Here is a 25,276-nt window from a genome sequence, read left to right on the forward strand (position 1 = left end):
CGACACATCAGTCGCGTTGGGGTGCACCCAACGGTCCACTAGCGGCGCACGGACCGCGATAGATCAGGAGGGTCAGTCGGACTCCCGAAAGGTCCTTCCGAGAAAGGCGTCCAGGCTGCCCCTGGCACGGTCTCCGTGCGGTCCCGCGAAGATCTCCGCGGCGTGCAGTTCGCCGGGCAGTACGGTCACCTCGGCGTCTGGGAAGCCGTCCGCGACCTCCCGCAGCCGGCTCTCGTCCGAGAGCGGATCGTCGGAAGTGCCCAGCAGAAGCATTTCACCGGCGAAAGGCGTGCCGCCGTTCACCGTGTGGCGGCCGAGCGAGGCCAGCGGGCTGATGCCCGCGATCCCGGCGAGGGCGTCCGGGGCGTCCCCTGCCATGCCGAGCATCACCGTGCCGCCCATGCAACCGCCCACCCAGGCGATGCGCTCGGCACCTTGGGCCCGGAGCAGTTCGGTCGCGGCGGACACCGTCCGCTCGCGGCTGCCGCCCCAGTCGAAGGTGGCGACGCGGTAGCCCGCGCCTGCCAGGCGCTTGGCCTCGGCAGACCACTCACATGCGTCGCCCCAGGAGATGGGCGCGAACGCGATGCCCTTCGCCCCGGCGCCCAGGGTCACCATCCGCCCCTCCCCGGCGGAACCGGGCAGCCGGTACGCGGCTCATGGCGAAGCTGATCACCTCGTACAACGCCCCGATCGACGGCAAAGCCCCAGCGGCTCCGTTGCCGAGGGCAAGGCTGCATGACCTGAGACACCTGCACGCGACGATGCTGCTGATGGCCAAGGTCCCCGTACATGTCGTATCTGCACGTCTCGGGCATCGGGACCCCGCGATCACCTTGCGCGTGTACGCACACGTGATCAACGATCGCGCTGTTGGCGTCGCGGACGCGTTCGAGAGCGCCGTGATTGACGACACGGACCCGAACTCGCAGAGCGACTAGCAGTCATGATTCAAGAGGCACTATCCGGAGCCGGATAGTGCCTCTTGGCTGGGAGCCGCCCACAACGGGTAGGTCAGTGTGACGCTGGGTTCCGGATCCGCCATCGGCTCCCGCTCCCAGAAGGACCGGGCCCACCGCAGATGAAGGCCCGACTCTCCCTGGTGGGCACCCAGTTGAGGTTGTCGCCAGTGCTTTCCTCCTCGACAGCTGTGACTGGTCGCGATAGATGTCACCAGGCTCCGGCCGCGAGCAGGTGATTCCTGGAGATCTGTTCGCGAAGTTGTCACCGCTTGGTCGGGATAGTTGTCATCAACCTCGCTTGTTCGCGGTACCTGCCACCGCTCTTGATCTCCTCCCTCGCTCCCTTGGCAGGTCAGCGCCACCCTGTTGTGACTGAGCGCTCGACCTGGCCCGGCTCAGCGTGAGAGCTGACCTGGCCCTCCGCAGGTTGGTCCTGCGTCGGGGCGTGCCGAGTTGGACAACCAACCGATGCGAAGACCCTCGTGGGCGGGGTCATCGTGTTAGTCGGGCATGGACGGTCTTGCCCTGTCCGGGGCCGGATGTGATGGCGATGTCGCCGGTGAGGCGGCGGACCATTTGCCATCCGAAGCCGCCGGTGCCCCCGTTGAAGTCGGGGGCACGTTCCCGCGGGGGTGCCGGGTTGAGATCGCTGACGGCGACGTCCACCGCGTCAACAGTGGCGCTGAGGTGGAGGGTGTAGTAGCCGCCGCCGTGGCGCAGGGCGTTGGTGGCGAGCTCGCAGACCACCAGGGCCAGGGCTTCCGCGGTCTCGGGGTCCGGCGCCGGGTCGAGATCATCGATGAAGGCGCGAGCGACCCCGCGGGCGCGAGGGATGCCAGCGAAGCTGTCGTCTTCGAGCACGACAGGAGGCCTGGGAGCCGCCGTCGCGGTCGTCTTCATCTCGTTCATGCGCCAACACCCCGCCTGGGTCGGTTCTGCCGCCGGGCTCAGCTTGTGCCCACTGAACCGGACCTCAACCCCGGACACCACTCTTCCAGGTGTGTATGAGACAGAACTCCCATCACCGCCTATGGAGAAAATCTGTCACGGCGAGAGTAGACACAGGTACGTGCCGGGGTTAGTGTTCTCCTCGTAGCCAAGAAGTCGAAGAAGGCGCGGCAGAGATGAACTGCCGCGCAAGCAGGACAGGCAGGATGCGGAACGGCAGTGGAGTGGCGGGGCCGGAAACGGTGGGTTCCTTCACTGGCTGCCGTGCCGAGCGGCCCCAGGGGCCGCATGCAGTACCCGCGGTATCCAGCAGTACAACCGAGTAACCCAACGAGGTAAGGAGCAGACGCCATCAGGATCGCCCGGGCGAAGCGAAACACCGCTCGGGTACCGCAGACCCCGGATTGGAAGGTGGTCCCCGGTCACGCAGCCGCGATCCCCGCACTTCCGCCCTCCGAGGCGGACCAGCGGAACAAGAAGGCCGGCGCAGTCAGCCGGTAGATGGTGTTGAAAGCTCGGGGCCCGGGTGCCGGTACGGCACTCGGGCCCCTCGACGGGTCCCTGAAAGAAGAGGTCTATGCCCCCTGGCAGTTCCCGCCCCGTCGACAAGTTCGACGACGACGACTACCCCGCCTACACCATGGGCCGGGCCGCCGAAATGCTCGGCACCACCCCCGCCTTCCTCCGCGCTCTCGGCGAGAACCGACTGATCACCCCCCTGCGCTCCGAAGGCGGCCACCGCCGCTACTCCCGCTACCAACTCCGCATCGCCGCACGCGCCCGCGAACTCGTCGACCAAGGCACCCCCATCGAAGCCGCCTGCCGCATCATCATCCTCGAAGACCAACTCGAAGAAGCCCAGCGCATCAACGAAGAACTGCGCACCAGCCGGACCACCTCGTAACGGCGTTCCGAGACCAACCAGCCCGAGCTGATCACCTCTGCGGGCACGACCTGACCCCGCGCCGACAGACGTTGAGAGCGGACGGGCCTACACCGTGAACCAGGCCCGTCCGCAGCACCGAGGTTCATAAGGCCATGCATCGCTTGGCCAACTCGGCACGCCCCAACGCATGGCCGACCGGCGGCTGGGCCAGGTCGAACGCTCAGTCACACCTACGCCAGTCACCCGCTTCCCGCGGTGACAGCTACAGCGACCAGGTGACATCTATCGCGACCAGTCGCAACAGCGCGGATCGACGTGAGCGCACCCACCTTGCATGTAATCGTGCTCATGTTCGATTCTTTGGGTGTGAGCACAGCCCGAACCATCAAGAGGCCATCCACCCACCAGGAGGCTTCCGGGTTCCGCGTAACTGCTGAACTCGGTTCTCTGCTGCCCGGTGGCCGCTTGCGCCCTGGCACCACCATCAGCACGGGCGGCGACCTGCCGCTTCTGCTGGCTCTGGCCGCCGAGGCCGCAGTTGAAGCCCGCGCGTGGGCCGTGATCGGCATGCCGCAGCTCGGCGTGCTGGCAGCGGAGTCGATGGGCTTGGACGTCGGGTTGGGCATATTCGTCGACCGGCCCGGGCGGCGCTGGCCGGAGGTGGTGGCCGCGCTCGCTGAGGTGGTTCCGGTGCTGCTCCTCGGTGAGTGCGGTTCCGCAACCGGCCGTACCGCCCTGCGTCTTGGTGCGGTGCAGCGTCGCACCGGCGCGGTCCTGCTGACCGCTGGGCCGTGGGAGGGCGCCGAAGTGCGCTTGGCGGTGACGTATGCGCGTTGGGAGGGCGTAGGAGTCGGGCATGGGCTGCTGCGTGCCCGGCAGGTGGAGGTGACGGCGTCCGGTCGCGGAGCGGCCGGCGGTGCGCCTCGGACGGCTCGGTTGTGGCTGCCGGGGCCGGACGGCCGCACCGCGCCCTTCACGGACACCGAGCCCGCTGGCCCGCCGGCCGACAAGACTCAGGACCCCAAGCAGGTTCCGCTGCGTGTGGTGCGGTGAGTGCGGTGAGTGCGGTGGAACGTGTCGCATGCGTGTGGCTGCCGGACTGGCCCGTCGTGGCCGACGGCAGCAATCCGAACGGGGGGCGGGCGACCGCCGTGGTCGCTGGGAACAGGGTGGTGGCCTGCTCCGCCAAAGCGCGTTCGTCGGGCGTGCGCCGCGGCATGCGCCTGCGGCAGGCCACCAGCCGCGCTCCCGGGTTGGAGGTGATCGCCCGCGATGTGGAGGGCGAGACCCGGCACTTCGAGCCTGTGCTGCAGCGTCTGGAGCAGCAGGTCGCACCACGCCTTGAGGTGATCCGGCCGGGGTTGGTGGTACTGCCGGCGCGCGGCCCCTCCCGGTACTTCGGCGGTGAACAGGACCTGGCCGACCGAGTCGTGGCAACCGTCGCGGCCGCGGGCCACACCGCGCGGGTCGGCGTGGCGGGCACAGTGTTCGCCGCAGCGTTGGCGGCACGTCGCGGCACCTTCGTGCCGGAGGGGAAGACGCCGGAGTTTCTGGCTCCGTATCCGGTGGATGTGCTGGGCCGTGCACATCTGGCGACTCTGCTGGTGCGACTCGGGCTTCCCACCGTAGGTGACTTCGCCGGGATGCCCGGCGACAAGGTGCTCGCGCGGTTCGGGGCCGATGGCGAGGTAGCGCATCGCACTGCCCGCGGGCTGGAGGTGCGGGGCTTGAGCACCCGTACGCCAGGCCAGGATCTCACCGTCGCCTGCGACTTCGAACCAGCCGAAGTCCGTGTGGAACCCGTGGCGTTCGCGACGAAACAACTCGCCCTGGAGCTCCACGAGCGGCTGGCCGCCGCCGGGGCGGAGTGCGCCCGGATCGAGGTTGCGCTCGAACTCGCCGACGGCAGGCGGCTGACCCGCCTGTGGCGGCACGAGGGACGGCTGTCGGAGCTGGCGGTCGCTGAGCGAGCCCGCTGGCAGCTGACCGCCTGGCAGGAGGCCGGCGCCCTGTCCCCTCGGAACGAGGAGCCGGCGGGCATCGTGCAGCTGGCCTTGCGTCCGGAAGGATTGACCGCGGCGACAGGCAGGCAGGAGCTGCTGTTCGGCGGACGTACGGCGAGCGCCGAGATGGAGGTCGCGGCCGCGCGGCTGCAGGCGATGCTCGGGCACGGCGCGGTCACTCGCGTGCAGCTCGGCGGGGGCCGTGGTCCGGCCGAACGAGTGGTACGGATCGCCTTCGGCGACCTGCCGCCCGACGAGGACCGGCTCCCGGAAGGACCCTGGCCGGGTCGGCTGCCCGCACCGCACCCAGCCTGGGTGCCCGACCAGCCACAGACCGCCCGACTGCTCGACGCCGACGGCGAATTGGTCGGGGTGTCGGCCCGCTTGGAGCTGTCCGCTCCCCCGGCCCAACTCACCGTTCGCGGGCATCCCGCCGCCGACGTGTCGGGCTGGACCGGCCCGTGGCCCGCCCTGGAACAGTGGTGGGAGACGGCCAAGTCCCGCCGCCTGGTGCGCATGCAGATCGTCACCTCGAACGGTCCGGCCTGGCTGCTGGTGCTGGAGGAGCGGCAATGGTGGGCGGAGGCCTGCTATGGCTGACCCCGGACGAGGGCGGCTGCTGCGTCTGCCCACCCGTACCCGAAGACCCGACGAGTGGGCGGAGCTGCACGTCCACTCCTCCTTCTCGTTCCTGCAAGGCGCCTGCGAGGCGGAGGACTTGGCCGGGCAGGCAGCCAAGTTGGGCATCGAGGTCCTGGCGATCACCGACCGGGACGGCCTCTACGCCGCGCGCCGCATGGCCGCCGCCGCCCGAGCGCACAAGCTCGGGACCGTCTACGGCGCCGAGCTCAGCCTGCCCGCCCCGCACGGGCCGGTGGTGATTCTCGCCCGCGACCTGACCGGCTTCCGGCAGCTCGCCGCCACCCTGTCCGCCGCCCAACTGGCCGGGGCCAAGAGCGCACCCGTCTACGACCTGCAACAGCTGCACACGGCCGCCCTCTGCGGACACTGGGCCATACTGACCGGCTGCCCTACCCCCGAAAGGGCTGCCGGACGGACCGCTGCCGATCTGGACGATGTGCACGCAGCCTCACGGCACTTGGAGCGCCTCACCGAACTCGTCGGCTCCGACCAGCTGAACGTCGAACTGATCGACCACGCACTGCCTACCGACTCACTGCGCAACGACACCCTGCAAGCCGCGGCCGGCCGTCTCGGACTGCCAGTGGTTGCCTCCAACGCCGTGCACTACGCCGCTCCCGCCCAGGCCCGACTTGCCCAGGCCCTGGCCGCGCTGCGCCGCCGCGAAGACCTCCAGCAGGCCGCCGGGCACGTACCGCCCGCCCCCACCGCGCATCTGCGCTCGCCCGCCGAGATGGTCCGGCGCCTGGCCCGCTACCCCGGCGTCCTGGAGAACACCCTGGAACTGGGGCGCAGTTGCGTGGTCGACCTCGCCGCGCTCACCCCGCAACTGCCCGGCTTCCCCGTCCCCGCCGGGCACACCGAAACCAGCTTCCTGCGCCACCTGGCGACCCGCGCCGCCGCCCACACCTACGGGCACCGCGACACTTCTCCGGCGCAGGTGGCATGGCGGCAGCTGGACCGCGAACTCGACGTCATCGAGCAGCTCGACATGGCCGGCTACTTCCTCATCGTCCACGACATCGTGCAGTTCTCCACCGCCGCCGGCATCTGGTGCCAAGGCCGCGGATCAGCAGCGAACTCCGTCATCTGCTACGTGCTCGGCATCACTGCCGTCGACCCGATCAAACACAAGCTGCTCTTCGAACGCTTCCTGTCGGTGGAGCGCGCTGAGGCCCCTGATATCGACATCGACTTCGAAAACGCCCGCCGCGAGGAGGTCATCCAGTACGTCTACCAGCGCTGGGGCCGCACCCATGCGGCGCAGGTCGCCAACGTCATCACCTACCGTCCCCGGCTCGCCGTACGCGATGCCGCCCGCGCACTCGGCTACGCCACCGGCCATATCGACGAGATGACCCGGCACATCCAGCACCATGAACCACCGTCTGGCGACTCCGATATCCCGGCCGACGTACGGGAGCTCGCCGGGCAACTGGACGGCCTGCCACGTCACTTGGGCGTGCACGTCGGCGGCATGGTCCTCACCCGCCAGCCGGTCGGGGAGATCATGCCCGTCGAATGGGCCAGAGCCGAGGGCCGCAGCGTGCTCCAGGGCGACAAGGACGACGTCGAAGAGGCCGGGCTGGTGAAGATCGACCTGCTCGGCCTCGGCATGCTCTCTGCCCTGCACACCGCCTGCGACCTGATCGCGCTCCACCACGGCCGCATCTACGACCTGGCCTCCATCCCGCCCGACGACCCCGGGGTCTACGCCATGATCTCCAAGGCGGACACCGTGGGCCTCTTCCAGGTCGAATCCCGCGCCCAGATGTCAACACTCCCCCGGCTGCGACCGGCGACGTTCGCGGACCTGGTGGTGGCCGTATCGCTGATCCGGCCGGGACCGATACAAGGCGGCTCCGTACACCCCTACCTGCGCCGCCGGGCAGGCCGCGAAAAGGTCGCCTACCCCCACCCGCTCGCCCAGCCCGCCCTGGAGCGCACCCTCGGAGTACCGCTCTACCAGGAGCAGATGATGCGGCTGGCCATGGACTGCGCCGGCTTCGGCCCCGGCGAGGCCGACCAGCTGCGCAAGGCCCTGGCCGCCAAGCACGCACCCGAGCGAGTCGCGAAGCTGCGCGAGCGGCTGCTGAAGGGCATGGCCGCCCGCGGCATCCCGCCCGGAGCGGCCGAGGAGCTCTACACGATGATCCAGGCCTTCTCCGGCTACGGCTTCCCTGAGAGCCACTCCCAGAGCCTGGCCCACATCGTCTACGCCTCGGCCTGGATCAAGCTGCACTACCCCGCCGCCTACATCGCCGGCATCCTGGCCAACCAACCCATGGGCTTCTACGCCCCGTTGACACTGATCGGAGACGCCCGCCGCCGCGGCATCACCGTCCGCGGCGTCGACGTCACCCACTCCAGCCCTCACGCCGACCTGGAGAAGGACGAAGCCTCTGTCGGGGGGCGAGCCATCCGCCTGGGCCTGACCGGCGTTCGCGGCCTCTCAGCGGAGACCGCGCAGATTATCGCCGACGGCCGCCCGTACAACGGCCTCGAAGACTTCGCCCGCCGCACACGCCTGCCGGCGAAGCTCCTGGAGAACCTCGCCACCGCAGGCGCCTTCGACAGCTTCGGCATCAGCCGCCGCAACGCCCTGTGGGCCGCCGGCGCGCTCGCCACCGCCGACGAAACCCTCCTGCCCGGCACCACCGCAGCACCCACCCCGCCGGCGCTGCCGGTCATGACCGTCGTCGAGGAGACCTTCGCCGACCTGTGGGCCACCGGCGCCAGCCCCAACAGCCACCCGATCCAGCACATCCGCCCGCACCTGGAGGCGTGCCAGGCGCTGCCCGCCGCCGCCGTTCGCGACCTGCCGGACGACACCGGTCTTGTCATCGGCGGCCTCGTCACCCACCGACAGCGCCCACCCACCGCCAAGGGCACCTGCTTCCTCAACATCGAAGACGAGACCGGCATGGTCAACGTCATCGTCCCGCCACCCGTTTGGGACGCCCACATGAAGACCGCCGTCGAACACGCCGGACTCCTCGTCCACGGCCGCATCGAACGCGCCAACGGCGCCGTGAACCTCATCGCGCGCCACTTGGCCCCCCTCACCGTCGCCACACCCACGCGCCATCGATAGCCAAGCGAAGACGGGTGGTTCCGCACTCCTCGAATCCGCCCCCGCCCCCGGCACGAGGTCAGCGGCCTGCGTAGCAGGTTTGAGCGGAGTTGCCTTGGCGCGAGAGGCCAAGGGCTCGCAAGGCACCCGCCACGCGAGCTGTCACCGTTAGCCGAGCGGGCGCCGCCCGGCTTGTGGAGCGCCGTGGCTGGACCCTCGAATTAGCAGCGAAATCAGCAAGCAAGATCAAAGAGGCCCCTCCCGTCGCCGGAAAGGGCCTCTGACCTGCTATTTCAAGTGAGCCGCCTGGGGGAGTCGAACCCCCGACCTACGCATTACGAGTGCGTCGCTCTGGCCAACTGAGCTAAGGCGGCAGGCTGCCAGCCCGTCCTGCGGGCGCAGCGCGGACAAGTCTACACACGATCCGGGAGTGGTCCGTACGGGGTAAAAGGCCGGGCCGGGCCCTGGCTGAGGGCCCGGCCGTGGTGCCCTACGAGCACTTCTTGTCGTCCTTCGGTGCCTCGCCCTTGAGCAGATACCTGTCGACCGTGTCGTTGACGCACGCCCCGCCACGCAGGTACGCGGTGTGCCCGTCGCCCTCGTACGTCAGCAGCCGGGCCGAGTTCAGCTGCCCGGCAAGTCCCTGTGCCCAGGCGTACGGAGTGGCCGGGTCGCGCGTGGTGCCGATGACGAGGACCGGGTCGGCGCCCTTCGCGTCGATGCTGCGGGGCTGGCCGGTCGCCTTCTCGGGCCAGTAGGCGCAGTTGAGGGCGGCCCACGCGAAGCCGCGGCCGAAGACCGGCGAGGTCTTCTCGAAGGAGGGCAGCGCCTTCTTCACCTCCTCCGGCGAGGAGAAGGCGGACGGGAGATCGAGGCAGTTGACGGCGGGGTTGGCGAACATGATGTTGCCGTAGTGGCCGTCCGGGCCGCGCTCGTAGTACTCGTCGGCGAGGGCCAGCAGGTCGGCACCGTTGCCGTCCATCGCCGTCGTCAGGGCGTCGCGGAGCTGCGGCCAGGAGCTCTCGTCGTACATGGCCCGGATGACGCCCGTCGTGGCCTGGGACTCGGTCAGCTTGCGCGTCTCGCCGGTGGGCAGCGGCTTGGCGTCGGTCTTCTTGAAGAAGGCGCTGAGCTTCTGGCCCGCGTCCTTGGTGCTCTTCTTGCCGAGGGGGCAGTCGGGCTTGCCGATGCAGTCCTTGGCGAAGGCCTTGAAGGCGGTCTCGAAGCCACCGGTCTGGTCGCGGTTGAGGCGCAGCATGGACAGCGACGGGTCCATGGCGCCGTCGAGCACGAGCCTGCCGGAGCGCTGTGGATAGAGGCCGGCGTAGAAGGCACCGAGGTAGGTGCCGTACGAGGCGCCGACGTAGTTGAGCTTCTTGTCGCCGAGCAGCGCGCGCAGCACGTCCATGTCGCGCGCCGCGTCGACGGTGGAGAGGTGACCGAGCAGGTCGCCGGCGCGCTTGTCGCAGCCCTCCGCGAACTTCTTGTACGCGCTGACGAGCTTGTCGTTCTCCCGCTGGTCGTCCGGAGTCTGGTCGGTCTGCGTGTAGCTGTCCATCTGCTTGTCGGTCAGGCACCGTACGGGCTCGCTGCGGGCGACGCCTCGCGGATCCAGGCCGACGAGGTCGTATGCGCGCCGCACCGGCGGCGGATAGCCGACGGCGGCGGCCTGCTGTACGTAGTCGACGGCGGAACCGCCGGGGCCGCCCGGGTTGACGAGCAGTGAGCCGATGGGTTTGCCCTTGCCGGAGGCCTTCTTGCGGGCGACGGCGAGTTCGACGTCCTTGCTGGGGTCCGGCTTGTCGTAGTCCAGCGGTGCCTTCATCTTGGCGCACTGGAATCCGTCGTTCCCGCAGTCGCGCCAGGAGAGCTTCTGTTCGTAGTACCGCTTGAGGCCGGCCGGCACGGCTGCCGGCAGCGGCTTGAGAGGTTCGGCTCCGGTGCGGCCCGCCGCGCGGTCGCTGCTGGCGGAGGAGGGCGCGCCCTCCGGTTCGTCCGATCCGTCCGAGCTGGACGAACAGCCGGACATCGTCAGCAGTACGGCCGTCGCGAGTACGGCGAGTGCGGTGCTGGCGGGTCGCCTGGTGTGCATGGACCATCCCTCGGTTCGTTCGCGCCGGACCGGACAGCCGGCAGGTGTGGCACGGCAATTGAGGTGGAGCGTATCCGGCACGGCTACCACAGATGTTCCCCCGCAAGGTGCCGCTCCTCATACGGGTGAGGGGGCGGGGCAGTCAGCCCACCGGCGGTCGCCGGTGCGCAGCGCACGCCGCCCGCGGACTCCCCGCGGCGGTGCTCCCTCAACAGGCGTCCGCCGGCTTCCGCGCTCAGCCGGCCCGCAGCGTCATCGTCATCGCCTCGACCGCGAGCAGCGGCGCGACGTTGCGGTCGAGCGCACCGCGGCACTCCAGGACGGCCTCGATGCGCCGCAGCGTCTGCTCGGGGCCGGAATCGGCGGCGAGCCGCGCCACCGCGTCCGCCGCCTCCTCGTTCGCCAGGGCGAGGCCGGAGCCCAACTGCCGTGCCAGTACGTCCCGGTAGAAGCCAGTGAGGTCGCTGAGCGCGAGGTCCAGGGAATCGCGCTGAGTACGCGTGGCACGCCGCTTCTGCTTGTCCTGGAGCTCCTTCATCGCACCGGCGGTGCCCCGGGGAAGCCGGCTGCCCTTGCCCTCGGACGCGCCGAGCGCGGTGCGCAACTCCTCCGTCTCCCTCTCGTCGTGCTCCTCGGCGACCTCTTTCGCGTCCTCAGCAGCGGCGTCGATCAGCTCCTGTGCGGCACGCAGCGCGCCGCCGATGTCCGAGACCCGCTGCGGGAGCGTCAGCACCGCCGATCTGCGCCTGCGGGCGCGTTCGTCGACGGCGAGGCGGCGGGCCCGCCCGATGTGGCCCTGGGTGGCGCGTGCCGCGTACGCCGCCATGTCCGGCTCGATCCCGTCCCGCCGCATCAGCAGGTCGGAGACGGCGTCCACCGGCGGTGTGCGCAGGGCGAGATGGCGGCAACGGGAGCGGATCGTGGGAAGCACGTCCTCCGTCGAGGGCGCGCAGAGCAGCCACACGGTACGGGGCGCGGGCTCCTCGACGGCCTTGAGCAGCACATTGCCCGCACCCTCGGTCAGGCGGTCGGCGTCCTCCATCACGATCACCTGCCAGCGGCCGCCCGCCGGCGACATCTGCGCCCTGCGCACCTGCTCGCGGGTCTCCTTGACGCCGATGGTGAGCAGGTCCGTGCGGATCACCTCGACGTCGGCGTGGGTGCCCACCATCGCCGTGTGACAGCCGTCGCAGAAGCCGCAGCCGGGCGCACCGCCCAGCGCGCGGTCCGGGCTGACGCACTGGAGCGCGGCGGCGAAGGCGCGCGCCGCGGTGGAACGGCCGGAGCCGGGCGGCCCGGTGAAGAGCCACGCGTGAGTCATCGACGAACCGGACAGAGCCGCTGTGCCCTTCCCCTGGGCCTCGGCGGTGACGTAGGCGTCGGCGTCGCGGGCGGCGGCGCTCAGCTGGGCCGTCACCTTCTCCTGGCCGACCACGTCGTCCCATACCGGCATCGATGCCCGCCCCCTTCTCAGCGCTTCGGCGTCCGCCGCCGTCCGTGCCCGCGCGGCGCAAGCCGCGAGCCGTACGCCGCAGACCAAGCACCGAAACGGTACGCCGCACGCCGCCCGCCGCAGCCCGCGTCTCGCAGGCAGCCCGTCCACGGACCATTGTGGTCCACGGCACCGACAGTCAGGACACCCGCACGGGAGCGCGCCCCAGGGCGCGGGTCAAACGACCGCGTGCGCCGGGCCCAGCCGCCCGGCCGGCGGTTCACTTGCCGCGGCGCCGCTTGCGGCCCTGCTCCTCCTCGTCGTCCTCGCCGGTGCCCAGCAACTCGTCCGCGAGGGACGGCACATCGTCGAGCGGGGTCTCCTCCGCCCACTCCGGACGGGGCCGCGCGGTACGTCCCGTCTCGGGGTCGACCTGCGGGATCTCGCGGGTGCGGTCCTGCTGTTCCGGCGCCCGGTTCCGCTCCTGCTCCTCGGCGGGCACCCGCGGCAGCATCGTCGTCGCCTCGTCCTGCCGCGAGTCGTCCTGCTGCGACTCGTCCCGCTGCGACCGCCCGGAACCCGTCGACGGGCGGGCCTGCGGCATGACATACGTACGCTCGGCGTCGGATTCCGCGTCGCCGCCGTCCTGTTGCTCGTCGGGCTGGGGCAGCTTGGCGGTGTCGCCGTCCGAGCCGTCCGGGTTCGAGCCGCTCCTCCGGTTACGGGACTGCTCGGCCCGCTGAAGCGCCTCCTCCGCCCGGCGCTGCTTCTCCAGGCGCCGCTCCTCGGCCTGCGCGCGCAGCCGTGCCTCCTCCTCGGCGAGGCGCCGCTGCCGGGCGATCTCCTCCTCGCGGGCGCGCTCCTCGGCGTCCCGCCGCTGCCGCTCCTCCTCGGCGATCCGCCGTGCCTCCTCGGCCCGCTGCCGGGCCTCCTCCGCACGACGTGCCTCGGCCTGCTGCCTCTCCAACTCCGCGGCGCGCTGCTTGCGCTCTTCCTCCTCCGCCCGCAGCCGGGCCATCTGCTCCTGGCGTTCGCGCTCCTGGCGCTCCTCCTCCGCCTTTCGCGCGGCCTCTTCCTCGGCCTTGCGGCGGGCCTCCTCCTCGGCGGCCTTACGGGCGTCCTCGCGGGACTTGATCTCCGCGTCGGACAGCGGCAGCACCTGGTCGAGACGGTGACGCACGGCCGTCGTGACCGCTTCCGGCTCCTGTCCCGCGTCGACGACGAGGTAGCGCGCCGGATCCGCGGCGGCCAGCGTGAGGAAGCCGGAGCGGACCTTGTCGTGGAACTCCGCGGGCTCCGACTCCAGCCTGTCCGGCGCCTCGGTGAAGCGCTCGCGCGCCGTACCGGGCGCGATGTCGAGCAGCACGGTCAGGTGCGGCACGAGCCCGGCGGTCGCCCAGCGCGAGATACGGGCGATCTCGGTCGGCGACAGGTCGCGGCCCGCACCCTGGTAGGCGACCGAGGAGTCGATGTAGCGGTCGGAGAGGACGATGGCGCCGCGCTCCAGCGCGGGACGGATGACCGTGTCGACGTGCTCCGCACGGTCGGCCGCGTACAGCAGGGCCTCGGAGCGGTGGGAGAGCCCGGCCGAGGAGACGTCGAGCAGTATCGAGCGGAGCCGCTTGCCGACGGGCGTGGCACCGGGCTCCTTCGTGACGACGACCTCGTGGCCCTTCCCCCTGATCCACTCGGCCAGCGTCTCGACCTGCGTGGTCTTGCCGGAGCCGTCGCCGCCCTCCAGGGCGATGAAGAAGCCGCTGCCGGCGGGCGCCTCCTTGGGGTGGCCGCCGCCGAGGGCGTCGATGAGGTCGCGGCGCAGCGTGACGCCCTGGCGGTCGTCCGTACGTCCCAGTACGAGGGCCGCGACGGGCAGCAGCAGCGCCCCTACGAGCATGAGCGTGAAGGCGGCTCCGCCGTGGTCGAAGACGAAGTCACCGGCGATCACACGGTGGGGACCGATGAACCCGGCCGCCACGGGTGCGATCAGGGCGCCGAGACCGATCGCGATGCGGACGACGGCCTGCAGGTGCTCCGTCATGCGGGCACGCTGGGCGTCCTCCGTCTCCTGGTCCAGCAGGACATGGCCGGCCTGTGCGGCGACGCCGGAGGACATGCCTGCGATCAGCATCAGCACGAGGCCCGTGGTGGCGTCCGTCACCAGACCGGCGACGAGCAGCGCGAGCCCGGCGACGCCTATGGCGAGGGCGAGCAGACGGCGGCGCGAGAGCAGCGGAAGCGTACGGGGCGCGAGGCGGATGCCCGCGGCCGTACCGCCGGCGAGCGCGAAGACCTGCAGCCCGAAGCTGATGGGACCGCCGCCGAGGTCGGCGGCGTGCAGCGCGGCGACCGCGACGGCGGAGGCGATGGCCCAGGCCGTGGCGGAGCCGGCGAGCACCAGCAGCGGGACGGCGCCGGTACGGCCCTTGCCGTCGCCGGAGCCCGAACCGCTCCTGGGACGGCGGAGGCCCTCAAGTGGCGAGCGGGGGCGGGGAGTTCCGCCGTCGGGCAGCTCCAGGAAGTACACGACGGAGAGCGCGGCGGCGAACAGCCCGGCCGCCACATAGGAGCCCAGAGCGGCCTGGTGGCTGTCGAACCAGTCGAACGCAGAGCCGAGCGCGTTGCTGACGAGCGTGACCACGACCAGCCCGATGGCGGCGACCGGCAGCGCCAGGAAGGTGCTGCGCAGCCAGAGCCGCCGCAGCGCGTCCTGCCGGTCCGGAAGCGGACGCACGGCGGCGCCCTCGGGCGGCGGCGCGGGCAGCAGTGCCGGAGCGGCGCTGTCCTTGGCGACGGTCCAGAAGCGCTCGGCGACACCGAGCACGAAGACCGTGATCAGGACGAGCGGGAGGGCGTCGGCCGGCATCCAGTCGATCCACATCGGCGCGACGATGAGGGCGAGAGCACGCAGCGCGTCGGCCGTGAACATGGTCCAGCGCCGGTCGAGCACGCCCTTGCCGGGGGCCAGCAGCGCCGACAGCGGCCCGAGCAGCACGGCGCCGAAGAGGAGCGTGGCCAGCAGCCGCGCGCCGAAGACGGCCGTGATGACCAGGGCGATGCCCCGGTAGCCGCCGCCGAAGACGGCGTCGGCGCCCGCTGCCCGTACGGTCGCCGCCTGCAGGGCAAGCAGCAACAGCACCAGCAGGGCGAGCGCGTCGCCGATCCCGCTGGTCAAGTGGGCGCTCCACAGGCGCCGGAGGGGGCCGAACCGCAACAGCGCTCCCACGGCGCGCTCGCGGGACTCCGCGGCGAGTGCGTCGTCCGGGGCGTCGGAGGTGGGGGGTACGCCCATTGGCTGATCTGCTCGCGTCATGGCGGTCAGGGTATAGGGAGCCGTGGAAGCCGCGTGCCCCAGCCCGAACAAACGGGCGGGACCAGGGCCTTACTCCCCGGTGGACCCGGAGGTGCCGGACCCGCCGGAAGCGGCCTTCTTCGACGCGGCCGTCTTCTTCGTCGTGGTCTTCGCCGCCGCCGTCTTCTTCGCCGCCGTCTTCTTGGCGGTCCCGGCGGCGGTGCTCTTGGCGGTCGTCGTCTTGGCGGCGGACTTCTTGGCCGTGGCCTTCTTCTTCGTCGCCTTCTTCTTGGTCGCCTTCTTCGCCGGGCCCTTCGCCCGCTTGTCCGCGAGCAGTTCGAAACCGCGCTCGGCCGTGATGGTCTCCGGGTCGTCGTCACGGCGCAGGGTCGCGTTCGTCTCGCCGTCGGTCACGTACGGGCCGAAGCGGCCGTCCTTGACGACGACGGGACGCTCGCTCTGCGGGTCGGTGCCCAGCTCCTTCAGCGGTGGCTTCGCCGCGGCGCGGCCGCGCTGCTTGGGCTGCGCGTAGATCGCCAGGGCCTCGTCGAGGGTGATCGTGAAGATCTGCTCCTCGGTCTCCAGCGAACGGGAGTCGGTGCCGCGCTTCATGTACGGCCCGTACCGGCCGTTCTGCGCGGTGATCTCCTCGCCGGACCCGGGGTCGGTGCCCACCACCCGGGGCAGTGAGAGCAGCCTGAGCGCGTCCGCGAGCGTGATCGTGTCCAGCGACATCGACTTCAGCAGCGAGGCGGTGCGCGGCTTGACGGCGTTCTTGCCTGTCTTCGGCGTGCCCTCGGGCAGCACCTCCGTCACGTACGGGCCGTACCGGCCGTCCCGCGCCACGACCGGGCGGCCCGTCTCCGGGTCGGTGCCCAGCTCGAAGTCGCCGCTGGGCTTGGCCAGCAGCTCCTTGGCGAGTTCGACGGTCAGCTCGTCCGGCGGCAGGTCGTCGGGGACGTCGGCGCGCTGGCCGGGCTCGTCCGGCGAGGGCGGCGGGCCCTCGACGTACGGGCCGTAGCGCCCCACGCGCAGCGTGATGCCCTCCCCTACCGGGAAGGACGAGACGCCCTTGGCGTCGATCGCGCCCAGGTCGGAGACGAGCTCCTTCAGACCGCCCAGGTGGTCGCCGTCGCCGTTGCCGGAGTCGGCCGCGGAACCGGGAGCGCCGTCGCCGGCGGTGCCGTCCTCGCCGAAGTAGAAGCGGCGCAGCCACGGCACGGAGGCCGCGCTGCCCGCGGCGATGCGGTCGAGGTCGTCCTCCATCTTGGCCGTGAAGTCGTAGTCGACGAGCCGGCCGAAGTGCTTCTCCAGCAGCCCCACCACGGCGAAGCTCAGGAAGGAGGGCACCAGCGCCGTCCCCTTCTTGAAGACGTACCGCCGGTCGAGGATGGTGCTGATGATCGAGGCGTACGTGGAGGGGCGGCCGATCTCCCGCTCCTCCAGTTCCTTCACGAGCGTGGCCTCGGTGTAGCGCGCCGGCGGCTTGGTCGCGTGGCCGTCGACCGACAGCTCCTCGGCGGTGAGCGGGTCGCCCTCGGTGACGTGCGGGAGGCGGCGCTCGCGGTCGTCCAGCTCGGCGTTGGGGTCGTCGGAGCCCTCGACGTACGCCTTGAGGAAGCCGTGGAAGGTGATGATCTTGCCGGTCGCGGTGAACTCGGCGTCCCGTCCGTCCGAGGCCTGGCCGCCGACCCGTACGGTTACCGACTGGCCCGTGGCGTCCTTCATCTGGGAAGCGACGGTCCGCTTCCAGATCAGCTCGTAGAGCCTGAACTGCTCGCCCGTCAGGCCCGTTTCGGCCGGCGTGCGGAAGCGGTCACCGGAGGGGCGGATCGCCTCGTGCGCCTCCTGGGCGTTCTTGACCTTGCCGGTGTAGACCCGTGGCCGCTCAGGCAGGTATTCGGCGCCGTAGAGCTGCGTGACCTGTGCGCGGGCGGCCCTCACCGCAGTGTCCGAGAGAGTCGTGGAGTCCGTACGCATATAGGTGATGAAGCCGTTCTCATACAGCTTCTGCGCCACCTGCATCGTCATCTTCGCCCCGAAGCCGAGCTTGCGGCTGGCCTCCTGCTGGAGCGTGGTCGTACGGAACGGGGCGTACGGCGAGCGGCGGTACGGCTTGGACTCGACGGAGCGCACCGAGAAGCGCGTCTCCGCGAGGGCGGAGGCGAGCGTGCGGGCGTTCTCCTCGTCCAGATGCAGCACCTGGTCCGGGTTCTTCAGCTGTCCGTCGGCGCCGAAGTCACGGCCCTGGGCCACGCGACGGCCGTCGACCGTGTTGAGTCTCGCGCCGAAAGTGCCCGGGTCGCCCGCGCCGGCCTGTCCCGGGCCGTGGCCCTGCCCGGTCGCGAAGGTGGCCGTCAGGTCCCAGTACTCGGCGGAGCGGAACGCCATGCGCTCGCGCTCACGCTCGACGACCAGCCGCGTCGCCACCGACTGCACGCGGCCCGCCGAGAGCCGCGGCATGACCTTCTTCCACAGGACGGGCGAGACCTCGTAGCCGTAAAGGCGGTCGAGGATGCGGCGCGTCTCCTGGGCGTCGACGAGGCGCTGGTTGAGGTCGCGCGGATTGCGCACCGCGTCCTGGATGGCGTCCTGCGTGATCTCGTGGAAGACCATCCGGCGCACCGGCACCTTGGGCTTGAGGACTTCGCGCAGATGCCAGGCGATGGCTTCGCCCTCGCGGTCCTCATCGGTGGCGAGCAGGAGTTCGTCGGATTCGGCGAGAAGCTGCTTGAGCTTCTTGACCTGTTCCTTCTTGTCCGTGTTCACCACGTACAGCGGCTCGAAGTCGTGATTGACGTTCACACCGAGCCGCGCCCAGGACTCCCCCTTGTACTTCGCGGGGACCTCCGCGGCGCCGTTGGGAAGGTCCCGGACATGCCCCACGCTGGCCTCGACCACGTAGCCGGGGCCGAGATACCCCTTGATCGTTTTGGCCTTGGCAGGCGACTCGACGATCACGAGTCGGCGCCCGCCGTTTGCGGGCTCGCGGGTCGGGGACAACTTCTCGCTCTTCTCTCCGGTCGGCGTACGGCATCGGTGTCGCTGCGGAGTGTGACGGTACATCCCGGCTCCGTGTCAAACGGGAAAACTCCGCAACGCAACTCGAACGGTAACCCGACATCCGCCGGTCCTGCCGCCCGATACCGCCCGATACTCACGCCGAGGACAACCGGGGACCACCCCTGATGAGCGAATTCACGCCGAAAAGACGATCACCGACGACTGTGCGGAGTGTGCGATTCCGGAGGCTTCCGTAGATCCTCAGGGTTCCCGGAGGGGTCTCTGAGACCCACGGGCGCTCCGCTGCGTCTCCAGCCCCTCCCGCCCCTTCGTCCCCTTTCCTGCCTGGCTGCTCCCCGGTTTCACTGTCTGCCTGCTCCCGCCCACTCCGGCCGCTCGCTTACCCGGCCGGCTCCACCGGCAGCAGGAAGCCCTGCTCCACCAGCAGCCGGATCGCCCCCGGCGTGCGGTCACGCAGCATCACCGGGTCCTCCCCCACCAGCTGAGCGATGGCGTCGAGGATCCGCCAGGCGGGCAGCGACCCGTCGCACACTCCCGCGAAGCCCGCGCCCACCGTGTCCACCTTCGTGGCCCGCCGCATCCCGTGCTGCTGGCGCAGCACCACATGCTCCGGGTCCTCCGCGCCGGGCGCCCCGACCTGCTCCTGGACGACGCCGTCGGCCAGCCGGAAGTGACAGTCCAGCAGGGCGGCGTCGTCGGTCGCGCGCAGGAAGTCCTGACGCTCGAAATGCTGAACCACCTCCTCGCCCAAGGGCTGTTGGACGGGGTGGGGCCACTCCTCCACGGTGATTCCCGGCTCCTCGGCACCGCTCTTGCGCAGCGTGATCCAGCCGAACCCCACCGCACTCGTGCCCCTGCGCTCGAACTCGTCCAGCCATTCGCCGTACCGGGCCGCGTACTCGGCATCTCCCGCACGGTGGTCCCCGGCGTCCCTCAGCCACAGCTCCGCGTACTGCGCGACGTCCTGCACCTCGCGCTGCACGATCCACGCGTCGCAGCCGGGCGGCACCCAGGACCGCAGGCGCTCGCGCCAGTCCTCGCCGTGCGAGTGCTCCCAGTTGGCGAGCAGCTGGCAGTAGCCGCCCTGCGCCAGCCGGTCCGCGGACTGCTCCACGAGGGTGCGGCACAGATCGTCGCCCGGCATGCCCCCGTCCCTGTACGTCAGCCGCGCACCCGGCGAGATCACGAAGGGCGGGTTGGAGACGATGAGGTCGTACGGCTCGTCGCCGGCGACGGGTTCGAAGAGCGCCCCCTCCCGCAGCTCCACCCCGGACGCCCCGGAGAGCCTCAGCGTGAGCCCGGCGACGGCGACCGCGCGGGGGTTGAGGTCGGTCGCGGTTACCCGGGTGGCGTGCTGCACGGCGTGCAGCGCCTGCAGTCCGGACCCGGTCCCGATGTCGAGGGCCCGCGCGACGGGCGTACGCACTGTGATGCCGGCCAGCGTGGTCGAGGCACCGCCGACACCGAGGACGACGTCCCTGCCGTGCGTGCCCTCCGTCGTCCCTGCGCCCGCTGCGCCGCCGACGGCGCATCCGAGGTCGGCGACGATCCACCAGTCCTGGCCCTCGGGCCCGCCGTAGGGCCGTACGTCCACGGTCGCCCGCACCGCCGGCTCCGTGGCGGCCTGGGCATCCGCGCTGCCGGCGTCCTCCGCGGGCAGCAGCCAGCCGTCCTGCAGCGCGTCGTCGAGGGGCAGCGCGTCCCGTGCCTGCTCGCGCGGGACGTCCTGCTGAAGCAGGAAGAGCCGGACGAGCGTTTCCAGGGGGCTCGTTCCGCGGGTCGCGCGCAGAGCCGGAACGGTCTCACTCCGTGCGAGGGCGGCGTACGCGGGGCCGCCGAGCAGGTCGAGAAGACCGTCGGCGGTGAAGTTCGCGGCGCGCAACGCCTCCCTGAGCCTGCCGGTGCGGTCGGGGTCTGCTGACGGAAGGCGCTCGCTCGTACTCACGCACCCATTGTGACGTCCCGGGGTGCCGGCGTGCGCCGCCCGGGGAACGCCACGGGGGACGCCCGGGGAACGCCCTGCCAGGCTGCGCTCCGCGGACCTACACGCTCGGCGAGTTCCCTGGACGCTTGCACCCCTTCTGGTTGGCCATCGCCTTGCCGACGTCGCCGGACTGCAGCTTGCTCAGCGCCTTGTCGCCGCTCTTGCCGAGCGTGTCGAGCTGGGTGGCGATGCCCTGGAGTCCCTCGGCGAACTTCGCCTGGTCCTTGGTGTTCAGGCCGTCGACCGTCTTGCGCAGCTGGCCGTACTTCGTCGAGATGCCGCGCAGTTCCTTCACCGCGTCGGAGTGCAGCTGCTCCCCGTTGTCGACGGGCGGCGGGCCGGCCTTGTCGACCGCGTCGCCGAGGGATTTGTAGGCGCCGGAGATCTTCTCGAAGGCCGCGGCGTCGGTCTTCTTCACGTCCTCCGAGGAGTTCTTCTCCTGGGACGCGTCGTTGATCGACGCGTTGGCCTCCTGGATCTTCTTCACCTGAGGCTGGACCTGGTCGCAGACCTGCTTGGCCCACTCGTCCGCCTGCGCGCCGCTGTCGTCGCTGCAACCGGTCAGCGTGAGTGCGATGGCCGCACTCCCGGAGAGTGCAGCCGCAAGTTTCTTGTTCACCGGATCGGTCCCTTCCGTGGCTGTTCGGCCCGGAACATACACGCCCAGGGGTCGGCGGCGGCGAGTCGGGCTGGAAATTTGCACCGCATTGTAGCCATTTGAGCCACCCTGCCGACCTGTGTGTGGTGCCCCACAGACAACAGTGGGGCGGGCAGGGCGCCAACGCGCCCTGCCCGCCCTTCTGTTGATGCAATGTGACCTGTCAGGACCTCATGAGGCCGCGACGGGATCGCTCGGCTTCGCCGTGCGCTCCGTCTCGTTGCCGGCGTCGCCGCTCCCGTTCTCGGAGTCGGTGTCGGAGTCGCTCATGGCGATCCCGCGCCGCTTCGAGATGTAGACGGCACCGATGACCACTCCCGCGGAGATCAGCGCGACGACGGCCCGTACGCCCACGCTCGCGTCGTCACCGTAGGAGAACTGGATGACTGCGGGAGCGATGAGCAGCGCCACCAGGTTCATCACCTTCAGCAGCGGGTTGATGGCCGGGCCCGCGGTGTCCTTGAACGGGTCGCCGACCGTGTCGCCGATGATGGTGGCCTCGTGGGCCTCGCTGCCCTTGCCGCCGTGATGCCCGTCCTCGACGAGCTTCTTGGCGTTGTCCCAGGCACCACCGGAGTTGGCCAGGAAGACGGCCATCAGCGTGCCCGCGCCGATCGCGCCGGCCAGGAACGCCGCCAGAGCACCGGCGCCGAAGGTGAAGCCCACCAGGATCGGCGACATCACGGCCAGCAGACCGGGCGTCGTCAGCTCGCGCAGGGCGTCCTTCGTGCAGATGTCGACGACGCGTCCGTACTCCGGCTTCTCCGTGTAGTCCATGATCCCGGGCTTCTCACGGAACTGCCGGCGGACCTCGTAGACGACCGCGCCCGCCGACCGCGACACCGCGTTGATCGCCAACCCGGAGAACAGGAAGACGACGGCCGCGCCGAGCATCAGCCCGACCAGCGTGCTGGGCTGCGCGATGTCGAGGAGCTGCAGCATCTTGCCGCTGCTCTCCCCGGCCTCGCTGAGCGCGCTGACGAGCTCCGTACGGTACGAACCGAAGAGCGCCGCCGCGGCCAGTACGGCCGTGGCGATGGCGATGCCCTTGGTGATCGCCTTGGTGGTGTTGCCCACCGCGTCGAGGTCGGTGAGCACCTGGGCGCCCGCGCCCTCGACGTCACCGGACATCTCGGCGATGCCCTGAGCGTTGTCGGAGACCGGACCGAAGGTGTCCATGGCGACGATGACGCCGACCGTGGTCAGCAGACCGGTGCCCGCGAGGGCCACGGCGAAGAGCGCCAGCATCACGGTGCCGCCTCCGAGGAGGAACGCCCCGTACACGCTCAGCCCGATCAGAATGGCCGTGTAGACGGCCGACTCCAGACCGATGGAGATACCCGAGAGAATGACCGTGGCCGGGCCGGTCAGCGACGTCCGGCCGATGTCCCTTACGGGCTTGCGGTTGGTCTCGGTGAAGTAGCCCGTCAGCTGCTGGATCACCGCGGCGAGCACGATGCCGATGGCGACCGCGACGACTGCCAGCACCCGCGGGTCACCGCTGTGACCGAGGATCTCCTGCGCATCGGTCCCGGCCACGCCCTTCAAGTCGGCGTAGCTGGAGGGGAGATACGTGTACGCCGCGATGGCGACCAGGACCAGGGAGATCAGCGCGGAGATGAAGAAACCGCGGTTGATCGCCGTCATGCCGCTGCGGTCCTTGGTGCGCGGTGCCACCGTGAACACGCCGATCATGGCCGTGATCACGCCGATGGCCGGGACCATCAGCGGGAAGGTGAGCCCGTCGTTGCCGAAGACGGCAGTACCCAGGATGAGCGCTGCGACCAGCGTCACGGCGTAGGACTCGAAGAGGTCCGCGGCCATGCCCGCGCAGTCGCCGACGTTGTCGCCGACGTTGTCCGCGATGGTCGCGGCGTTACGCGGGTCGTCCTCGGGGATGCCCTGCTCGACCTTGCCGACGAGGTCGGCACCGACGTCCGCGGCCTTGGTGAAGATGCCGCCGCCGACACGCATGAACATCGCGATCAGTGCGGCGCCGAGGCCGAAGCCCTCCAGCACCTTGGGAGCGTCCGCGGCGTAGACGAGCACGACGCAGGCCGCGCCCAGCAGGCCGAGCCCGACGGTGAACATGCCGACGACGCCGCCCGTACGGAAGGCGATCTTCATGGCCTTGTGCGAGACCTGGGTCAGATCAGCAGCGGGCTCCCCGTCCTCGGGGGTCGCCTCACGGGCGGCCGCAGCCACTCGTACGTTGCTGCGTACCGCTAGCCACATGCCGATATAGCCGGTGGCGGCGGAGAATCCGGCGCCGACCAGGAAGAACAACGAACGTCCTACACGCTGGTTCATGTCATCGGCAGGCAACAAGAACAACAGGAAGAAGACCACTACGGCGAAAATGCCGAGTGTGCGCAACTGGCGGGCAAGATAGGCGTTCGCGCCTTCCTGCACGGCAGCAGCGATCTTCTTCATGCTGTCGGTGCCCTCGCTCGCGGCGAGTACTTGACGGACCAGCACGACGGCGACGCCGAGAGCTGCCAGGGCGACCAGCGCGATCACGATGACGAGACCGCGATTGCCAGTGGTCAGCATGGCATCAGCGAGGTGCTGGTGGTTCTGGGATGGGCTGAGGTGCCCCGCCATTCGTCCTCCTTGACGCTTGGCGCAGGGGCGCGCGGTTCGGTGGCCGGCTCCTGCTTGCAAAGATGTGGACGGATTGTAGGGATCAGCTCCAGAACAAAACAGTGCACCGTTTCGGCGATCCGCCTTCAACAGCGGAGATCAAATGGAGTTCGTGTGCGGAATTCGCTCGTACGAGGTACGTTTACAAAAATGCTGACTCTGTAAAAAATGATCACCGCCGTAGCCCTGCAGGCCCCATTTTTCCCATCAAATCAGTTCAGGAATTGCTTCCGCGCCCCGGGTCGGCAGCCGGTGCCGACCTGGTGCGGATGGGACTCATGTGGCGTGTGAGGTGATCGGAATCGCTTGATGAAGATCCCGCAACATCTTGCTACCGCTTCGGCAGTGGCCTCCGGCGGCGCCCGGGCGTACCTGGTCAGAGCGCCGTTCCTGCTGGGTGACCAGGGAGTGTGACCGGGGTGTGCGACCGGGATGGGGCCAGGTCTGTGCGCCACCGCGAGGCCGCTTCCGGAGCGCTGCTTCCAAGGCGGGTCCCGGGGTCGATTCAGGGCCGGTCCGGCGGACCTTACGGAGGCTTGAGCCAGCGGCTGCTGTCCATGGCCCTGATCAACTGACTCGGTGCCTGCTTCAGGCTGGAGCGGAGCAGGCCGTCAGCAGACAGGCAGCAAGCCCGGCGGCTCATCCGGTCCGGAGCCCGACCCGCGTTGTGTGCGGGCCGCCCGGCCGGCGGCCACGCCCGGTCAGGGCAGAACCGGCGCCGGCGTCACAGGCCAACTCATGCGGATCAGTCCGCCGTTCTCATCGGCGGTCACTTCGACGTCGTCGACGAGGCCGCTGATGACCGCGAGGCCCATCTCGCTCTCGGCCTCCTCGTCCTCGGACGTACCCGCGGGCGCCGCGGAGGCATCGGGACCGGTGGCGGCGTGTGCGGCGGCTGCTGTCGGGGTTGCGTCACCGACCTCGATGGAGAACTTCTTCTCCTCCTCGATCAACGCCACCCGCACTGGGCTCTCGACGCCGTGGAGTACGTGCAGCCCGACGGCGCGCGAACACGCTTCGCCCACCGCGAGCCGGACCTCGTCGAGCACAGCCTCGTCCACCCCTGCTCGCCGCGCGACCGCGGCAGCCACCAGCCTCGCCGTACGCACATGCTCCGGCAGCGCACTGAATCGGAGTTCCACGATGGCCATGCCATCCCCCTCGAACTTGCCTTGAACACATTCCCGGGTGCCGGGCTGCATGCGCCCGGCACCTCCAACGTCGTTCCGGTATCCGGCCCGCTTGCGCGCGGACTTCAGTCGGTCGCCGCGACGGCCTCGTCCACGGAGCCGTGGATCGGGAACACCTTGGTCAGACCGGTGATACGGAAGATCTTGAGAATGCGCTCCTGGTTGCACACCAGACGCAGCGAGCCCTCATGGGCACGCACCCGCTTGAGCCCGCCGACGAGCACACCGAGCCCGGTGGAGTCCAGGAAGTCCACGCCTTCCATGTCCACGACGAGGTGGTAACTCCCGTCGTTCACAAGCTCGACCAGCTGCTCGCGCAGCTTGGGCGCGGTGTATACATCAATCTCGCCACCGACCTCGACGATCGTCCGATCGCCGACAGTCCGGGTCGACAGGGACAGGTCCACGGATCCTCCAGCACCTTGCTATCGAGTCGTCCACCAACTGAGA

16 protein-coding genes and 1 tRNA gene are annotated in these 25,276 nt (G+C 70.2%); 5 read left to right on the forward strand and 12 right to left on the reverse strand.

Going from position 1 to position 25,276, the window contains the following annotated elements:
• Positions 1-72: 72 nt before the first annotated feature.
• Positions 73-618 carry an alpha/beta hydrolase gene (locus tag ACSMXX_RS13410; RefSeq protein WP_473184252.1) on the reverse strand — a complete coding sequence of 182 codons (546 nt, stop codon included), beginning with the start codon at positions 616-618 and terminating at the stop codon, positions 73-75.
• A gap of 41 nt (positions 619-659) precedes the next feature.
• On the opposite strand from ACSMXX_RS13410, the gene ACSMXX_RS13415 reads away from it, so the two are divergent.
• Positions 660-941 (forward strand): tyrosine-type recombinase/integrase, encoded by a 282-nt coding sequence (locus tag ACSMXX_RS13415; RefSeq protein WP_473184253.1) that lies wholly within the window; start codon positions 660-662, stop codon positions 939-941.
• A 513-nt stretch (positions 942-1,454) separates the two neighbouring features.
• Here the strand turns inward: ACSMXX_RS13415 and ACSMXX_RS13420 are convergent.
• Positions 1,455-1,871, reverse strand: coding sequence for an ATP-binding protein (locus ACSMXX_RS13420; protein ID WP_473184254.1), 417 nt, complete (start codon positions 1,869-1,871; stop codon positions 1,455-1,457).
• A gap of 616 nt (positions 1,872-2,487) precedes the next feature.
• On the opposite strand from ACSMXX_RS13420, the gene ACSMXX_RS13425 reads away from it, so the two are divergent.
• The 4 genes from ACSMXX_RS13425 (at position 2,488) to ACSMXX_RS13440 (ending at position 8,535) form a co-directional block, all read left to right on the forward strand.
• Positions 2,488-2,814, forward strand: coding sequence for a MerR family transcriptional regulator (locus ACSMXX_RS13425; protein ID WP_473184255.1), 327 nt, complete (start codon positions 2,488-2,490; stop codon positions 2,812-2,814).
• Positions 2,815-3,111: 297 nt separating this feature from the next.
• A complete protein-coding gene (locus tag ACSMXX_RS13430; RefSeq protein ID WP_473184256.1) occupies positions 3,112-3,849 on the forward strand; it encodes a hypothetical protein in 738 nt (245 codons plus the stop codon).
• Positions 3,850-3,863: 14 nt separating this feature from the next.
• Entirely contained in the window at positions 3,864-5,399 is a 1,536-nt protein-coding gene (locus ACSMXX_RS13435; RefSeq protein WP_473184257.1) for a DNA polymerase Y family protein, read from the forward strand.
• Complete coding sequence (locus ACSMXX_RS13440; RefSeq protein WP_473184258.1) at positions 5,392-8,535, forward strand: error-prone DNA polymerase; 3,144 nt, start codon at positions 5,392-5,394, stop codon at positions 8,533-8,535. Before ACSMXX_RS13435 ends, ACSMXX_RS13440 begins: the two co-directional genes overlap by 8 nt.
• 279 nt (positions 8,536-8,814) lie before the next feature.
• Here the strand turns inward: ACSMXX_RS13440 and ACSMXX_RS13445 are convergent.
• The 10 genes from ACSMXX_RS13445 to bldG all read right to left on the reverse strand — a co-directional run bounded on the left by ACSMXX_RS13445 (position 8,815) and on the right by bldG (position 25,233).
• A tRNA-Thr gene (locus ACSMXX_RS13445) sits at positions 8,815-8,888 on the reverse strand.
• A 116-nt stretch (positions 8,889-9,004) separates the two neighbouring features.
• Positions 9,005-10,606, reverse strand: coding sequence for an alpha/beta hydrolase (locus tag ACSMXX_RS13450; protein WP_473184259.1), 1,602 nt, complete (start codon positions 10,604-10,606; stop codon positions 9,005-9,007).
• Positions 10,607-10,841: 235 nt separating this feature from the next.
• Positions 10,842-12,059, reverse strand: coding sequence for a DNA polymerase III subunit delta' (locus tag ACSMXX_RS13455; protein WP_473184260.1), 1,218 nt, complete (start codon positions 12,057-12,059; stop codon positions 10,842-10,844).
• 259 nt (positions 12,060-12,318) lie between these two features.
• Positions 12,319-15,348 carry a dTMP kinase gene (gene tmk, locus ACSMXX_RS13460; protein WP_473184261.1) on the reverse strand — a complete coding sequence of 1,010 codons (3,030 nt, stop codon included), beginning with the start codon at positions 15,346-15,348 and terminating at the stop codon, positions 12,319-12,321.
• Between the two features lie 69 nt (positions 15,349-15,417).
• On the reverse strand, positions 15,418-18,330 hold the full coding sequence (gene topA, locus ACSMXX_RS13465; protein WP_473184262.1) for a type I DNA topoisomerase: 2,913 nt from the start codon (positions 18,328-18,330) through the stop codon (positions 15,418-15,420).
• A gap of 400 nt (positions 18,331-18,730) precedes the next feature.
• Positions 18,731-20,296, reverse strand: coding sequence for a DUF7059 domain-containing protein (locus tag ACSMXX_RS13470; protein WP_473184263.1), 1,566 nt, complete (start codon positions 20,294-20,296; stop codon positions 18,731-18,733).
• A gap of 97 nt (positions 20,297-20,393) precedes the next feature.
• Positions 20,394-20,954, reverse strand: coding sequence for a small secreted protein (locus ACSMXX_RS13475; RefSeq protein ID WP_473184264.1), 561 nt, complete (start codon positions 20,952-20,954; stop codon positions 20,394-20,396).
• 210 nt (positions 20,955-21,164) lie between these two features.
• The gene (locus tag ACSMXX_RS13480) at positions 21,165-23,597 is read right to left on the reverse strand and encodes a sodium-translocating pyrophosphatase (protein WP_473184265.1); all 2,433 of its coding nucleotides are present in this window, start codon (positions 23,595-23,597) and stop codon (positions 21,165-21,167) included.
• Between the two features lie 740 nt (positions 23,598-24,337).
• Positions 24,338-24,787 (reverse strand): ATP-binding protein, encoded by a 450-nt coding sequence (locus tag ACSMXX_RS13485; RefSeq protein WP_473184266.1) that lies wholly within the window; start codon positions 24,785-24,787, stop codon positions 24,338-24,340.
• 104 nt (positions 24,788-24,891) lie between these two features.
• Complete coding sequence (bldG, locus tag ACSMXX_RS13490; RefSeq protein WP_019547857.1) at positions 24,892-25,233, reverse strand: anti-sigma factor antagonist BldG; 342 nt, start codon at positions 25,231-25,233, stop codon at positions 24,892-24,894.
• Positions 25,234-25,276: the final 43 nt, after the last annotated feature.

This window comes from Streptomyces sp. DSM 116795, assembly GCF_055792905.1.

Excerpts from the sequence above, each read along its gene's own strand:
- ACSMXX_RS13450 (WP_473184259.1), bottom strand. The coding sequence starts at position 10,606 with ATGCACACCAGGCGACCCGCCAGCACCGCACTCGCCGTACTCGCGACG.
- ACSMXX_RS13440 (WP_473184258.1), top strand. The coding sequence starts at position 5,392 with ATGGCTGACCCCGGACGAGGGCGGCTGCTGCGTCTGCCCACCCGTACC.
- ACSMXX_RS13420 (WP_473184254.1), bottom strand. The coding sequence starts at position 1,871 with ATGAACGAGATGAAGACGACCGCGACGGCGGCTCCCAGGCCTCCTGTC.
- tmk (WP_473184261.1), bottom strand. The coding sequence starts at position 15,348 with ATGACGCGAGCAGATCAGCCAATGGGCGTACCCCCCACCTCCGACGCC.
- ACSMXX_RS13415 (WP_473184253.1), top strand. The coding sequence starts at position 660 with ATGGCGAAGCTGATCACCTCGTACAACGCCCCGATCGACGGCAAAGCC.
- ACSMXX_RS13485 (WP_473184266.1), bottom strand. The coding sequence starts at position 24,787 with ATGGCCATCGTGGAACTCCGATTCAGTGCGCTGCCGGAGCATGTGCGT.
- ACSMXX_RS13410 (WP_473184252.1), bottom strand. The coding sequence starts at position 618 with ATGGTGACCCTGGGCGCCGGGGCGAAGGGCATCGCGTTCGCGCCCATC.
- ACSMXX_RS13455 (WP_473184260.1), bottom strand. The coding sequence starts at position 12,059 with ATGCCGGTATGGGACGACGTGGTCGGCCAGGAGAAGGTGACGGCCCAG.
- ACSMXX_RS13480 (WP_473184265.1), bottom strand. The coding sequence starts at position 23,597 with ATGGCGGGGCACCTCAGCCCATCCCAGAACCACCAGCACCTCGCTGAT.
- ACSMXX_RS13425 (WP_473184255.1), top strand. The coding sequence starts at position 2,488 with ATGCCCCCTGGCAGTTCCCGCCCCGTCGACAAGTTCGACGACGACGAC.